Annotated in this window: 1 protein-coding gene; it reads right to left on the reverse strand. The window is 69.4% G+C overall.

The window, feature by feature from the left end:
* A partial coding sequence (locus AABA78_RS38630) for a non-ribosomal peptide synthetase (RefSeq protein ID WP_338270552.1) occupies positions 1-15,919 on the reverse strand: 15,919 nt, incomplete at both ends.

Below are 15,919 nucleotides of genomic sequence, written 5' to 3' on the forward strand. Positions count from 1 at the left end.
AATGACAAGCCGGGCAGACGCAGCGCCTCGGTGGGCGTGTTCTGCAGGACGAACATGGCCTGGAAGAGAGGACTGCGGCTCAGGTCGCGCGTGGGCTGCACGGCTTCGACGAGCTTCTCGAAGGGCAAGTGCTGATGCTCGAAGGCCGCGAGCGTCGTGCCTCGCACCTGGGCCAGCAGTTCCCGGAACGTCGCGCGTGCATCCACCCGGGCCCTCAGGACCAGGGTGTTGATGAAGAAGCCGATGAGGCCTTCGGTCTCCGCCTGGGTGCGGCCCGCGATGGGGGAACCCACGCTGATGTCATCCTGCGCGGAGTAGCGCGAGAGCAGCACCTGGATGGCTGCCAGCAGCGTCATGAAGGGCGTGGCGCCTTCCCGCTGAGCCAGGGCCTTGAGGGCCTCCGCGATGCTGGCGGGAATCCGCACCTCCACGGTGGCGCCACGGTGGGACTGCACGGGCGGACGCGCGCGGTCCGTCGGCAGCTCCAATGCTGCGGGCGCCCCCGCGAGCTTCTCCTTCCAGAAGTGAATCTGCGCCTCCAGGGCCTCACCCTGGAGCCAGTTGCGCTGCCACGTGGCGAAGTCCGCGTACTGCACGGGCAGTGGCGAGAGAGCCGGCGTGCTTCCCGAGGTGAAGGCCTCGTAGAAGGCCACCATCTCGCGGACGAGGACGCCCATGGACCAGCCGTCGGAGACGATGTGGTGCATCGTCACCAGCAGCAGATGTTCATTCTGCTCCAGGCGCACCAGCGTGCTGCGCAGCAGCGGGCCCGTGGCGAGGTTGAACGGCCGCCGCGCTTCTTCGTCGGCCAGCCGACGGGACTCTTGCTTCCGCTGAGCAGCCGGCAGGGCGGAGAGGTCCACGAGAGGCAATGTCCAATCCGCCGGGGCATGGATGCGCTGGATGGGCTGGCCCTGGTGCTCGTGGAAGGTGGTGCGCAGGGCTTCGTGGCGCTGGACGAGCGACTCGAAGGCGCGGCGCAGCGCTTCGAGGTCCAGGTGGCCGGAGAGCTGGAGCGCGGTGGGGAGGTTGTAGGACGCGTCCCCCGGCTGGAGCTGATCCAACAGCCACAGCCGCTGCTGCGCGAAGGACAGGGGCCTCGGGCCGTCCGCGTGCGAGCGGGTGAGCGGAGGCAGATGGACATTCGGGCTGCTCGCCTGGATGCGCTCGGCGAGGGCGGCGACCGTGGGCGCTTCGAAGAGGGCTCGGAGCGGCAGCTCCACGCGGAAAGAGGCGCGCACGCGTGAGACGAGCTGGGTGGCCAGCAGCGAATGACCTCCGAGCGCGAAGAAGTCGTCGTGGATTCCGACGCGCTCCACGCGCAACACCTGCGTGAAGAGGGCGGCGAGCTGCTCCTCCGCGGGGGTGCGCGGGGCGACGTAGCTGGAGGCGAGCGCATTGCTCTGGGGCGCGGGCAGGGCCTTGCGGTCCACCTTGCCGTTGGTGTTGAGCGGCAGGGCTTCCAGCACGAGGAATGCGGAGGGACGCATGTGCTCGGGCAGGAACTGCTTGAGCCAGTCCTTGAGGGCCTCGGGAGTGGGCGCGGAGTCCGTTCCTTCCGGGGGCACCACGTAGGCGACGAGCCGCTTGTCTCCGGGCACATCCTCGCGCGCCAGCACCACGGCGGCGTGCACCTGGGGATGTTTGAGGAGAGCGGCCTCGATTTCGCCCAGCTCGATGCGGAAGCCACGCACCTTCACCTGGAAGTCCGCACGGCCCAGATAGTCGAGCATCCCGTCCGCGCGCCAGCGCACGACGTCGCCGGTGCGGTAGAGGCGGGCACCCGAAGTGGAGGAGAAGGCGTCGGGGATGAAGCGGTCCGCCGTCAATTCGGGCCGGTTGAGGTAGCCGCGGGCCACGCCCTCGCCGCCGATGAACAGCTCACCCGCGACGCCGACAGGCACGGGCCGCAGCGTGCGGTCCAGCACGTAGACGCGCACGTTGGGCAGGGGCCTGCCGATGGTGGGCGAGGGCGAGGCGTCGAAGGCGCAGGCGGTGGCGTCGACGGTGCACTCGGTGGGTCCGTAGACGTTGAAGACACGGGGGCGCGGGACTTGGGCGAGGTGACGCCAGGTGGCCGGGTCCACGGCCTCACCGCCCACGAGGACGCGGCGGGGAATGGACTGGCTCTCCAGCAGGCCTTCATCCACCAGCAGGCGCAGGTGCGCAGGGGAGCAGTCCAGGACGTCCAGCCCGTCCTGGCCAATGCGGTGGACGAGCTCGCGCACGTCGGCGCGGGCCTCGTCGGGGACGATGCAGAGGGTGTGGCCGTCGAGCACCTGGATGAGTTGCTTGACGGAGGCATCGAAGGAGAGCGGCGCATTGACGCTGACGCGCTCCGCCGGCTGGGCGTCCGCGTGGACGGTGGCGGAGAGGGCGACGCGCAGGTTCAGCACGGAGCGGTGCTGAATCATCACGCCCTTGGGACGGCCGGTGCTGCCGGAGGTGTAGATGATGTACGCGAGGTGCTCCGGAGTGACGGACGTTACCGGAGCCTCGTTGGATTCAAGCGCGAGGTCCGCGGCGTCGGAGTCCAAGCAGATGTCGTGCGCGGCGTGCGGAGGCAGCGAGTCGCGCAGGCGCTGCTGGGTAAGGACGACGGGAGCACCCGTGTCCACGAGGACGTGGGCCAACCACTCGCGGGGGTAGCTGGGGTCGATGGGGACGTAGGCGCCACCGGCCTTGAGGGTACCGAGGATGCCGACGAGGGCCTCGACGGAGCGCTCCACGCAGAGCACCACGCGCACGTCGGGGCCGACGCCCAGCTTCACCAGCCGGTGGGCGAGCTGATTGGCGCGCGTGTCCAGCTGACGGAAGGTGAGCTGCTCATCGCGGCAGAGGACGGCCAGGGCATCAGGCGTGCGAAGGGCCTGGGCGGCGAAGGCGTCATGGAGGCAGAGGTCGCGGGGGAACTCCGCGCTGGGGCCGTTCCACTCGACTAGCAGCTGCTGACGCTCCGGAGCGGTGAGGAGCGGCAGGCTCGCGAGCGTCGCGTCCGGCTTCGCGGCGATGGCCTCCAGCAGTACGCCCAGGTGGCCCACCATGCGCTGCACGGTCGAGGCATCGAAGAGCTCCGTGGCGTAGGTCAGTGTTCCGACGAAGCCCTGGGGCGACTCCTGCAATGTCAGCGTGAGATCGAACTTGGAGGAACGCGTGTCCACCGGGACGGGCTGGAAGGACAGTCCCGGCAGTCGCAGCGTCTCAGTGGGCGTGTTCTGCAGGGAGAACATCGCCTGGAAGAGCGCACTGCGGCTCAGATCTCGCGAAGGCTGGAGGACCTCCACCAGCTTCTCGAAGGGGACGTGCTGGTGCTCGTAGGCCGCGAGCGTCGTGGCCTTCATCTGGGAGAGCAGCTGGCGGAACGAGTCCTGCGGCTGCAGCCGGGCGCGCAGCACCAGCGTGTTGACGAAGAAGCCGATGAGGCCTTCGGTCTCCGCCTGGGTGCGGCCGGCGATGGGCGTGCCCACGCTGATGTCGTCCTGCGTGGAGTAGCGAGACAGCAGCAGTTGCCAGGCCGCGAGCAGCACCATGAAGGGCGTCGCGCCCTCACCCTGGGCCAGGGCCTTGAGTGCCTGGGAGACCTGCGACGGGATACGTACGTCCACCGTCGCGCCTCGGCGTGACTGGACGGGCGGACGCGGACGGTCCGTGGGCAGGTCCAGCGCGGACGGTGCCCCCGAAAGCTGCTGCTTCCAATAGCCAAGCTGCGCGTCCAGGGCCTCACCCTGGAGCCAGCCTCGCTGCCACATGGCGAAGTCCGCGTACTGCACGGGCAGCGGCGCGAGAGTGGGAGCGCGGCCGGCGCTGAAGGCTTCGTAGAAGGCGGCCACTTCTCGGACGAGGACGCCCATGGACCAGCCGTCGGAGACGATGTGGTGCATCGTCACCAGCAGCAGGTGCGAGTCCTGTCCCAGCCGCACCAGCGTGCTGCGCAGCAGCGGCCCCGTGGTGAGGTGGAAGGGACGCCGTGCCTCCGTGGCCGCCGCGCGCTGCGCCTCCTCCTCGCGCTGCGACTCGGGGAGGGCGCTCAGGTCGATGAGGGGCAGCTGCCAGCCGGAGGGCGGCTGGATGCATTGCGACGGTTCTTCGTGCTCGGCGGAGAGCGTGGTGCGCAGCGATTCGTGGCGCTCCACCAGCGCCTCGAAGGCGAGGCGCAGGGCCTCCACGTCCACCTGTCCCGTCAGCCGCAGGGCGGTGGGGATGTTGTAGGAGATGTCACCGGGCTGGAGTTGATCCAGCAGCCATAGGCGCTGCTGTGCGAAGGACAGCGGGATGACGCCCGAGCGCGGCCAGGGCCGCAGGGGCGGAGCACGAAGCGCGGAGGACTGCGCGCCCACGAGCTTCGGCGCGAGCCCTTCGACGGTAGGGGCTTCGAAGAGGGCTCGCAGCGGCAGCTCTACCGCGAACGTGGCCCGAACGCGTGAGACGAGCTGGGTGGCCAGCAGGGAGTGGCCTCCCATGGCGAAGAAGTCGTCCTGCAATCCGACTCGCTCCACGCGGAGGACTTCGGCGAAGAGGGCCGCGAGCTGTTCCTCGGTGGGCGTGCGAGGCGCAACGAAGGCGCGAGGCGTGTCCACGGGTTCCGGCAGTGCCTTGCGGTCGACCTTGCCGTTGGCGTTGAGGGGCAGGGCCTCCAGAACGAGGAGTGCGGAGGGCACCATGTACTCGGGCAGCCGCTGCTTGAGGCTTGCCTTGAGTACTTCGGAGTCCAGCGCATGGCCCTCACGCGCGGTGACGTAGCCGATGAGGCGCTTGTCGGCGTCCGCGCCCCGGGCCACGACAACGGCTTCGTTGACGCCAGTGGTGGAGCGGAGGGCTGCTTCGATTTCACCCAGCTCGATGCGGAAGCCACGCACCTTCACCTGGAAGTCGACACGGCCGAGGAAGTCGAGCGTGCCGTCCTCCCTCCAGCGAGCCTTGTCGCCCGTGCGGTAGAGGCGCTCGCCCGGAGTGGAGGCGAAGGGGTGGGGGACGAAGCGCTCCGCGGTCAGGTCCGGGCGGTGGAGGTAGCCCCAGGCGAGGCCCTGGCCACCGACGTACACCTCTCCCGCGACGCCCACGGGCACCGGACGCAGGTGCGCGTCGAGTACGTAGGCAGTGGAGTTGGAGAGGGGCCGACCAATGGGCACTGCACCATTCATCACCGAGTCGCGATGCATGGTGAAGGTGGCAGAGAAGGTGGTGTTCTCCGTGGGGCCGTAGCCGTTGATGAAGGTGGTGCCTTCGGGAATGCGAGCGAGGTGCTCGCGCACTCGAGCCGCAGGCAGCACATCACCACCGGCGAGCATCTGGTGCACACCGGCGAGGGCTTCACCCTGGTGCAGGGCCATCTGCTCGAAGAGGGCCGCGGTGAGCCACAGGGACGTCACGCGGTGGTGGCGCAGTTGCGCGGCCAGTTCCTCCAGCGAGAGGGAGTGAGGCGGAGCGAGGACGAGCTTCGCGCCGTGCAGCAGCGCGCCCCAGATTTCGAGCGTGGAGGCGTCAAAGGCAACGGGAGCGGCCTGGAGCCAGACTTCGTCCGGCCCGAAGCGCATGAAGGCGTTTCCGAGCACCAGGCGGGTGATGCCTCGGTGAGGGACGCAGACGCCCTTGGGCCGGCCCGTGGAGCCGGAGGTGAACATGACGTAGGCCAGGGCTTCGCCGTCCACGCGGACATCCGGCGCATGCGTCGGCAGTGAGGCGATGACGTCCCGCTGCGCATCCAGCCAGACGCGTTCGCCAGAAGCGGGCAGCCGGGAAGCGAAGGGCTGATGGGTGACGATGAAGTGGACGTCGGCGTCCTCCAGCAGGGCGGTGACGCGCTCCACGGGCGCATTGCGATCCACCGGGACGAAGGCCGCGCCCACCTTGAGGATGGCGAGGAGCGCCGTCACCATTTCGAAGGAGCGTTCGACGGCGAGACCGACGCGCGCACCCGAGGCGATGCCCAGGGCGCGCAGGTGGTGGGCCAGTTGGTTCGCGCGTGCGTCCACTTGGGCGTACGTCAGCGAGTCATCCCCCATCACCAGGGCGACGGCGTGAGGCGTGCGCTGGGCCTGCTGGGCGAAGTGCACGTGGACGGGGACGTCGGTCGGGCTGACGGCCGCCGTGTCATTCCACTCCACGAGGATGCGCTGACGTTCTTCTGCCGTCAGCAACTGCACCTCGGCCAGGGACTGCTCGGGCTTGGCGGCCACGGACTCCAGCAGCGTGCGCAGGTGGCCCGCCATCCGCTCGACGGTGCCCTGCTTGAAGAGAGCGGTGCTGTACTCCAGCGTGCCGCGCAGGCCTTCGGGCCCTTCGGTGAAGAAGACGCTCACGTCGAACTTCGACGTCGAGTGGGTAGCCTCAAGCCCTCGCAGCCGCAGGTCCGGCAGTCGCACGTCCTCCGTGGGCACGTTCTGGAGCGCCAGCAGCGCCTGGAAGAGAGGCGTATGGCTGAGGCTGCGCGTCGGCTGCAGGGCCTCCACGAGCTTCTCGAAGGGCACCTCCTGGTGCTCGTAAGCCTCCAGCACGGTGGCGCGCCCCTGCCGAAGCAGCGACTGGAAGGACTGGCCCTCCTCCACCTTCGCGCGCAGGACGAGCGTGTTGACGAAGAAGCCGATGAGGCCCTCCGTCTCCGCGCGAGTGCGACCGGCGATGGGCGAGCCGACGGTGAGGTCCTGCTGGCCCGTGTAGCGCGCAAGCAGGCCCTGCCAGGCGGCCAGCAGCACCATGAAGAGGGAGCCCCCTTCCCGGTGTGCAAGGCCACGCAGTGCTTCCGTCAATTCACGAGAGAGGGTGAAGCTGAGGGTTGCGCCCGCGGTGCTCCGGACAGCGGGGCGGGGGAAGTCGGTGGGCAACTCCAGCACCGCCGGAGCACCAGCGAGCTTCGTCTCCCACCAGGCCACTTCCTGCCGCAGCGTCTCACCTGAGAGCGTGCGGCGCTGCCAGTCGGCGTAGTCGGCGTACTGCACGGGCAGCGCGGGCAGGGGTGACGGTTGTCCGGCGGAGAAGGCCGCGTAGAGGGCGGCAACTTCTCGCACCATCACGCCCAGCGACCAGCCGTCGGAGACGATGTGGTGCATCGTGACGACGAGGACGTGCTCGGTTTCGCTCAGCTTGAAGAGGAGGGTGCGCAGGAGGGGGCCGGTGCGCAAGTCGAAGGGCCGGCGCATCTCCGTTTCCACGCGGGCCCGTGTCTCGGGTTCGCGCTGCGCTTCGGGGACGTCCGTGAGATCGACGAGGCTCAGCGGCAGAATGTTGGCAGGGTGGATGACCTGGGCGGGCGTCCCCTCCACCTGGACGAAGGTGGTGCGCAGCGCTTCGTGGCGGCGCACGACTTCCTGCAGGGCGCGCTCCATCACGTCGGCGTGCAGGTGGCCTTCCAGCCGGACGGCGACGGGGACGTTGTAGAGCGAGCTGCCCGGCTCAAGCTGATCCATCAGCCACAGCCGTTGCTGGGCGAAGGACAGAGGCCGCGTGCCTTCATGCGAGACGTGGGTGAGTTGTGGGCTGCTGGTGCGGGTGAGTCCCTTCAGGCGAATGGCAAGGGCCTCCACGGTGGGCGACTCGAAGAGGGCGCGCAGAGGGAGTTCCACGCTGAACTCAGCGCGCACGCGTGACACCACCTGCGTGGCCAGCAGTGAGTGGCCGCCCAGCTCGAAGAAGGAATCCTTCACGCCTACCTGGGGCAGGCGAAGCACCTCCGCCCAGATGGACGCCAGCTTCGACTCCGTCTCCGTGCGAGGTGCCTCGTAGGTGCTGCGTGCCTGCGACGCTTCCGGCTCGGGCAGAGCCTTGCGGTCCACCTTGCCGTTGGAGTTGAGCGGCAAGGCCTCCAGGACGAGGAGCGCGGAGGGGACCATGTACTCGGGCAGCTGCTGCCGGAGGTGGGCCTTGAGTGACTCGGAGTCCAGCGAGTGGCCGTCGCGCGCGGTGACGTAGGCGACCAGCCGCTTGTCTGCGGCTTCGCCCCTGGCGACGACGACGGCGTCCTTGAGGCCCGGAGCCCGGCGAAGCGCCGCTTCGATTTCCCCCAGCTCGATGCGGAAGCCACGCACCTTCACCTGGAAGTCGATGCGGCCGAGGTACTCCAGGCGCCCGTCCATGCGGTAACGGACGCGGTCGCCCGTGCGGTACATGCGGCCACCCGGAGGGCCGTAGGGCTCGGGCACGAAGCGCTCCGCGGTGAGGTCCGGGCGCAGCAGGTAGCCGCGCGCCTGGCCTTCACCGGCGAGGTACAGCTCTCCGGCAACGCCCACGGGCACCGGCTGCAACGAAGCGTCCAGCACGTAGGCACGCGTCGCGGGGAGTGGCCTGCCGATGAGGGGCACCTCGTCACGGCCGACGAGTGCGGCGGTGGAGTAGGTGGTGTCCTCGGAGGGCCCGTAGAGGTTGTAGAGCTTCTGCACCGTCGGGACGGCGTAGACCCGCCTGGCCAGCGTCTCGGGCAGCGCTTCACCCGCGAGGTTGATGACGCGCACGGTGGACGGCACCGCATTCAGGCGCAGCAGCTGCGCCATGGCGGAGGGCACCGTGTTGACGAGGGTGACGTGGGAGGCGGTAGGTAGTTCCGCGAGGTGCAGCGCGTTGCGTGCCACCACGACTGCACCACCACTGCTCAACGGGGCGAAGAGCTCGAAGACGGAGAGGTCGAAGTTGAGGCTCGTCGCGGCGAGCGTGCCCTTCAACTCCTCCGGGGTGAACGTCGCCAGGGCCCAGTGGAGGAAGGAGACAGCATTGCCATGGGAGATGGCGACGCCCTTGGGACGGCCGGTGCTGCCGGAGGTGTAGATGAGGTAGGCGAGGTGGCCCGGATGGATGTCCACCTGGGGCACGGTGGTGGGCTGTTTCGCCAGCTCCGCATCCGAGTCGAGGCACACTGCTGTGGCCGGCGTTTCGGGCAGTGCAGACAGAAGATGCGAATGGGCGACGAGAGCGGGGCCCTGCGCGTCTTCCAGCAGCCAGCCCAGGCGCTCGCGCGGGTAGCTGGGATCCAGCGGCACGTAGGCGCCACCGGCCTTGAGAATGCCGAGGGCTCCGATGACGAGGTCCTCGGTACGCTCGACGCACAAACCCACGCGGACTTCCGGGCCGACGCCCAGGCCACGCAGGCGATGGGCGAGCTGGTTCGCCTTCGCGTCCACCTCGCGGTAGGTCAGCTGCCGTTCCGGCGTGATGACAGCCAGCGCATCCGGTGTGCGGCGCACCTGGGCCTCCACCATCGCGGGGATGCTGGGCTCACGGTGGCTTTCAGTGGCCGCCGGGTTCCAGTCGACGAGGAGTTGCTGGCGCTCGGCTTCAGTGAGCAACGGCAAATCGCTCAGCCGCGTGTCGGACTTCTGCGCGATGGCCTCTAGCAGCACACCGAAGTGGCCCGCCATCCGCTGGATGGTCGCTGCATCGAACAGGTCCGTCGCGTACTCCAATGAGCCGACCAGCCCTCCCGGGACCTCTTGCAGCGAGAGGGAGAGGTCGAACATCGCGGAGTGGGCTTCCAGCGGCACGGCCTGGAACGACAGGCCCGGCAGGTGCAGTGCCCGGGCTGGCGTGTTCTGCAGGACGAACATGGCCTGGAAGAGCGGACTGCGGCTCAGGTCCCGCGTGGGCTGCACGGCTTCGACGAGCTTCTCGAAGGGCAGGTGCTGGTGGTCGTAGGCCGCGAGCGTCGTGCCTCGCACCTGGGCGAGCAGCTCCCGGAACGTCACGCGTGGATTCAGCTGGGCGCGCAGGACCAGGGTGTTGATGAAGAAGCCGATGAGGCCTTCAGTCTCCGCCTGGGTGCGGCCCGCGATGGGGGAACCGACGCTGACGTCGTCCTGCGCGGAGTAGCGAGACAGCAGCAGCTGGAAGGCCGCCAGCAGCGTCATGAAGGGCGTGGCGCCTTCCCGCTGCGCCAGGGCCTTGAGGGCCTCCGCGATGTTGGCGGGGATCCGCACCTCCACGGTTGCGCCACGGTGCGACTGCACGGGCGGACGCGGACGGTCCGTCGGCAGCTCGAGCGCGGAAGGGGCTCCCGACAGCTGCTGCTTCCAGTAACCCAGTTGCGCGTCGAGCACCTCACCCTGGAGCCAGTTGCGCTGCCACGCCGCGAAGTCCGCGTACTGCACGGGCAGCGGCGAGAGGGCCGGAGTGCTTCCCGAGGTGAAGGCCTCGTAGAAGGCCACCATCTCGCGGACGAGGACGCCCATGGACCAGCCGTCGGAGACGATGTGGTGCATCGTCACCAACAGCAGGTGTTCATTCTGCTCCAGGCGCACCAGCGTGCTGCGCAGCAGCGGGCCCGTGGCGAGGTTGAACGGCCGCCGCGCTTCTTCGTCGGCCAGCCGACGGGACTCTTCCTTCCGCTGGGCAGCCGGCAGGGAGGAGAGGTCCACGAGAGGCAATGTCCAATCCGCCGGGGCATGGATGCGCTGGATGGGCTGGCCCTGGTGCTCGTGGAAGGTGGTGCGCAGGGCTTCGTGGCGCTGGACGAGCGACTCGAAGGCACGGCGCAGCGCTTCGAGGTCCAGGTGGCCGGAGAGCTGGAGCGCGGTGGGCAGGTTGTAGGACGCGTCCCCCGGCTGGAGCTGATCCAACAGCCACAGCCGCTGCTGCGCGAAGGACAGCGGCTCGGAGGCGCTGCGGGTCGCGGCCTTGCGCAGGGGAACCGATGGCGCGGTGGTCTTCTCGGAGTCGATGCGCCGGGCGAGGGCGGCGATGGTGGGTGCCTCGAACAGCGCACGCAGGGGCAGCTCCCTGCGGAACGTGGCGCGCACGCGCGAGACGAGCTGGGTGGCCAGCAGCGAATGGCCGCCGAGCGCGAAGAAGTCGTCGTGGATGCCCACGCGCTCTACGTGCAGGACCTGCTCGAAGAGCGGGGCAAGTCGTTCCTCGGTGGGCGTTTGCGGCGCGACGTAGCGGTTCGCCAGTTCCGAACTCACCGGCGCGGGCAGGGCCTTGCGGTCCACCTTGCCGTTGGTGTTCAGCGGCAGGGACTCCAGCACGAGGAAGGCGGAGGGCACCATGTACTCGGGCAGGTGTTGCTTGAGCCAGGCCTTGAGGTCGTCCGCCGACGGTGCGGTCTCCACTTCGCCGTCCGAGAGCACCACGTAGGCGACGAGCCGCTTGTCCCCGGGCACGTCCTCGCGCGCCAGCACCACGGCTTCATGGACCCCCGAGTGCTTGAGGAGGGCCGCTTCGATTTCGCCCAGCTCGATGCGGAAGCCACGCACCTTCACCTGGAAGTCAGCGCGGCCCAGGTAGTCGAGCATCCCGTCCGCGCGCCAGCGCACCACGTCTCCGGTGCGGTAGAGGCGGGCACCCGGGGTGGAGGCGAAGCCATCCGGGATGAAGCGGTCGGCTGTCAGCTCGGGACGGTTGAGGTAGCCGCGAGCCACGCCCTCGCCGCCGATGAACAGCTCACCCGCGACGCCGACAGGCACGGGGCGCAGCGTGCGGTCCAGCACGTAGACGCGCACGTTGGGCAGGGGCCTGCCGATGGTGGGCGTGGGCGAGGCGTCGAAGGCGCAGGCGGTGGCGTCGACGGTGCACTCGGTGGGTCCGTAGACGTTGAAGACACGGGGGCGCGGGACTTGGGCGAGGTGACGCCAGGTGGCCGGGTCCACGGCCTCACCGCCCACGAGGACGCGGCGGGGAATGGACTGGCTCGCCAGAAGCCCTTCATCCACCAGCAGACGCAGGTGCGCAGGGGAGCAGTCCAGGACGTCCAGCCCGTCCTGGCCAATGCGATTCACGAGCTCGCGTACGTCGGCGCGGGCCTCGTCGGGGACGATGCAGAGGGTGTGGCCGTCGAGGACCTGGATGAGCTGCTTGACGGAGGCGTCGAAGGAGAGCGGCGCGTTGACGCTGACGCGCTCCGCCGGCTGTGCGTCCGCGTGGACGGTGGCGGCAAGGGCGACGCGCAGGTTCAGCACGGAGCGGTGCTGAATCATCACGCCCTTGGGACGGCCGGTGCTGCCGGAGGTGTAGATGATGTACGCGAGGTGCTCCGGAGTGACGGACGTTACCGGAGCCTCGTTGGATTCAAGCGCGAGGTCCGCGGCGTCGGAGTCCAAGCAGATGTCGTGCGCGGCGTGCGGAGGCAGCGAGTCGCGCAGGCGCTGCTGGGTAAGGACGACGGGAGCACCCGTGTCCACGAGGACGTGGGAGAGCCACTCACGGGGGTAGCTGGGGTCGATGGGGACGTAGGCGCCCCCGGCCTTGTGGGTACCGAGGATGCCAACGAGGGCCTCGACGGAGCGCTCCACGCAGAGCACCACACGTACGTCGGGGCCGACGCCCAGCTTCACCAGCCGATGGGCGAGCTGATTGGCGCGCGTGTCCAGCTCACGGAAGGTGAGCTGCTCTTCGCGGCAGATGACGGCGAGGGCATCAGGCGTGCGAAGGGCCTGGGCGGCGAAGGCCTCATGGAGGCAGAGGTCGCGGGGGAACTCCGCGCTGGGGCCGTTCCACTCGACTAGCAGCTGCTGACGCTCCGGAGCGGTGAGCAGCGGCAGGCTCGCGAGCGTCGCGTCCGGCTTCGCGGCGATGGCCTCCAGCAGTACGCCGAGGTGGCCCACCATGCGCTGCACGGTCGAAGCGTCGAAGAGGTCGCTGCTGTACTCCAGGACACCGATGAAGCCCTGGGGAGAGTCCTGCAGCGTCAGCGTCAGGTCGAATTTCGCGGAGTTCGATTCGAGCGGAAGCTGCTCGAAGGACAAGCCCGGCACACGCAGGGCTTCGATGGGCGTGTTCTGCAGGGAGAACATCGCCTGGAAGAGCGCGCTGCGGCTCAGGTCGCGAACGGGCTGGAGGACTTCCACCAGCTTCTCGAAGGGCACGTGCTGGTGTTCGTAGGCCGCGAGCGTCGTACCTCGCACCTGGGCCAGCAGTTCACGGAACGTCGCGCGCGGGTTCAGTTGGGCACGCAGGACCAGGGTGTTGATGAAGAAGCCGATGAGGCCTTCGGTCTCCGCCTGGGTACGGCCGGCAATCGGCGAACCGACGCTGATGTCGTCCTGTCCAGAGTAGCGAGACAGCAGCAACTGCCAGGCCGCGAGCAGCAGCATGAAGGGCGTGGCGCCCTCACGCTGCGCCAGGGCCTTGAGGGACTGCGAAACCTCCGGAGGGAGGCGCACGTCCACCGTGGCGCCCCGGTGCGACTGCACGGGCGGGCGCGGGCGGTCCGTGGGCAGATCCAGTGCGGAAGGCGCACCCGCGAGCTTCTCCTTCCAGTAGGAGAGCTGGGTCTCCAGCGTTTCACCCTGGAGCCATTCCTGCTGCCAGATGGCGAAGTCCGCGTACTGCACCGACAGCGGCGCGAGAGTGGGCACCTGCCCCGCGTGGAACGCCGCGTAGAGAGCTGTGAGCTCCCGGACGAGGACGCCCATGGACCAGCCGTCGGAGACGATGTGGTGCATCGTCACCAGGAGCAGGTGCTCCACGTCGCCCAGGCGCACCAGGGACGTGCGCAGGAGCGGACCGGCTTCCAAATCGAAGGGCCGGCGTGCTTCGAGGTTCGCGAGGCGCCGCGCCTCTTCGTCCCGCTGCGCTTCAGGCAGAGAGGACACGTCGAGCACAGGCAGCGTCCACGCCGAGGGCGAGTGGACGCGCTGAGCGGGCTGGCCCTGGTGCTGGACGAGGGTGGTGCGCAACGTCTCATGCCGGGCGACGAGGGCCTCGAAGGCGCGGCGCAGGGCTTCGACGTCCACCTGGCCCTTCAGGCGGAGGGCCGCGGGGATGTTGTACGCGGCGCTGCCCGGCTGGAGTTGGTCCAGGAGCCACAGCCGCTGCTGGGCGAAGGAGAGAGGCGGGGGGCCTTCGTGGGTGGCGCGAGTCAGCGGCGGCAGACGGGGGCCGGAGGTGGCGGTGCGCAGACGCTCGGCGAGGGCGGCGACGGTGGGGGCCTCGAAGAGGGCGCGCAGGGGCACTTCCGCGCCGAAGGCGGCGCGGACGCGGGAGACGAGCTGGGTGGCCAGCAGCGAGTGGCCGCCGAGGGAGAAGAAGTCGGAGTGGATGCCCACGCGCTCCACGCGCAGGACGTGGGCGAAGACTTCGGCGAGCTTCTCCTCGGTGGCGTTGCGCGGGGCAACGAAGTCCGCGAGGGGCGAGGCGTCGGGGACAGGCAGGGCCTTCCTGTCCACCTTGCCGTTGGCGTTGAGGGGGAGGGCCTCCAGGACGAGGAAGGCGGAGGGCACCATGTACTCGGGCAGCCGCTCCTTGAGAAAGGCGCGCACCGCGCTGGTGTCCAGCTGCTGGCCCGCGGTGGGCACGAGGTACGCCACCAGACGCTTGTCACCAGGGGCGTCCTCACGGGCGAGGACGACGGCCTCATGCACGGAGGCATGGGCGAGGAGGGAGGCTTCGATTTCGCCCAGCTCGATGCGGAAGCCGCGCACCTTCACCTGGAAGTCGAGCCGCTGCAGGTAGTCCAGCTGGCCGTCCGCGCGCCATCGCACGACGTCGCCAGTGCGGTAGAGGCGAGCGCCCGGGGAGGAGGAGAAGGGGTGGGGGATGAAGCGCTCGGCACTCAGGGCAGGCTGGCCGAGGTAGCCCCAGGCGAGGCCCTCGCTGGCGAGGAAGAGCTCACCCGGGACGCCGATGGGCACCGGCTGCAGGTGGGCGTCGAGGACGTAGGTGCGGGTGTTGGCGATGGGGCGGCCAATGGGAGGCCGCGTGCCGTCGTCGCGCGCGGAAGGCGGGACGGGGGTGAAGGTGGCGACGACGGTGCTCTCGGTGGGCCCGTAGTGGTTGAAGAGGGTGGCGGGCAGCGAGGGGGGCGGACCGTGGTGCAGGGCGTCTCCACCCGTCAGCAGGGCCCGGAGGGCCATGGGGCGGGGCCATTCCTCGCGCAGGACGGCCTCGGCCAGGGGCGTCGGCATGAAGCAGGTGGTGATGGCTTCGCGGGCCATCCACTGCAGCAGTTGGGAGGGCTCCGCGCGCACGGCGTCCGGAGGGACGACGAGGCTGGCGCCGGAGGCGAGCGAAGGCCACACCTCCCAGGTGGAGGCGTCGAAGGCGACGCCGGCGGTGAGGGCGGTGGAGTCGTCAGGCGTCAGCGAATAGGTGCGCTGGTGCCAGGAGACGAGGTTCATCAACGCGCGGTGGTGGACGGCGACGCCCTTGGGCTTGCCAGTGCTGCCGGAGGTGTAGATGACGTAGGCCAAATCCTCCGGGCCCACCGAAGCCACCGGCAGCGGCTGACGCGTTGCCTCTGCTTCCAGGGAGAGGACGCGCGCGGAGAGCGAAGGCAGTGAGGAACGCAGGTGGTGCTGGGTGAGGAGGACGGAGGCAGCGGAGTCCTCCAGCATGAAAGCCAGACGCTCCGGCGGGATGCCGGGAGAGACAGGGACGTAGGCGGCGCCCACCTTGAGGACCGCGAGCAATCCCGCCACCAACTCCGGAGAGCGCTCGGCGAGGACGGCGACACGGTCGCCTCGGGAGACACCGGCCGCGTGCAGTTGGACGGCAAGGCCGTGGGCCCAGGCGTCGAGGCCCGCGTAGGTGAGGCTTCGCTCGCCCATGCGCACGGCGATGGCATCCGGTGCACTACGGGCCTGCTGGGCGACGACGTGGTGGATGCAGGTGTCGCGAGGGAAGGCGACGTCCGTCTCATTCCACTCGACGAGAAGTTGCTGCCTCTCCGCGGCCGTCATGAGGGGCAGCGCGGAGATGCGCGCGTCGGGCTGGGCGGCGAGGGAGGAGAGGAGGACAGCGAAGTGGCCCATCAGCCGCTGGACGGAGGAGGCGTCGAAGAGGTCGGTGCTGTACTCGAGGAAGCCGGTGAGGCCGTGGGGCACCTCGAAGAGGGTGAGGGCCAAATCGAAGCGGGAGGAGTTGCCCTCCAGGGGGATGGGCTGGAAGGCCATGCCCGGGACGCGGAGTGCCTCGGCGGGGGCATTCTGCAGGACGAGCATCACCTGGAAGAGAGGGCTGCGGCTCAAGTCACGCGAGGGCTGGAGGACTTCCACCAGCTTCT

This window comes from Corallococcus caeni (genome assembly GCF_036245865.1).
GTDB classification, from domain to species: Bacteria; Myxococcota; Myxococcia; order Myxococcales; family Myxococcaceae; genus Corallococcus; species Corallococcus caeni.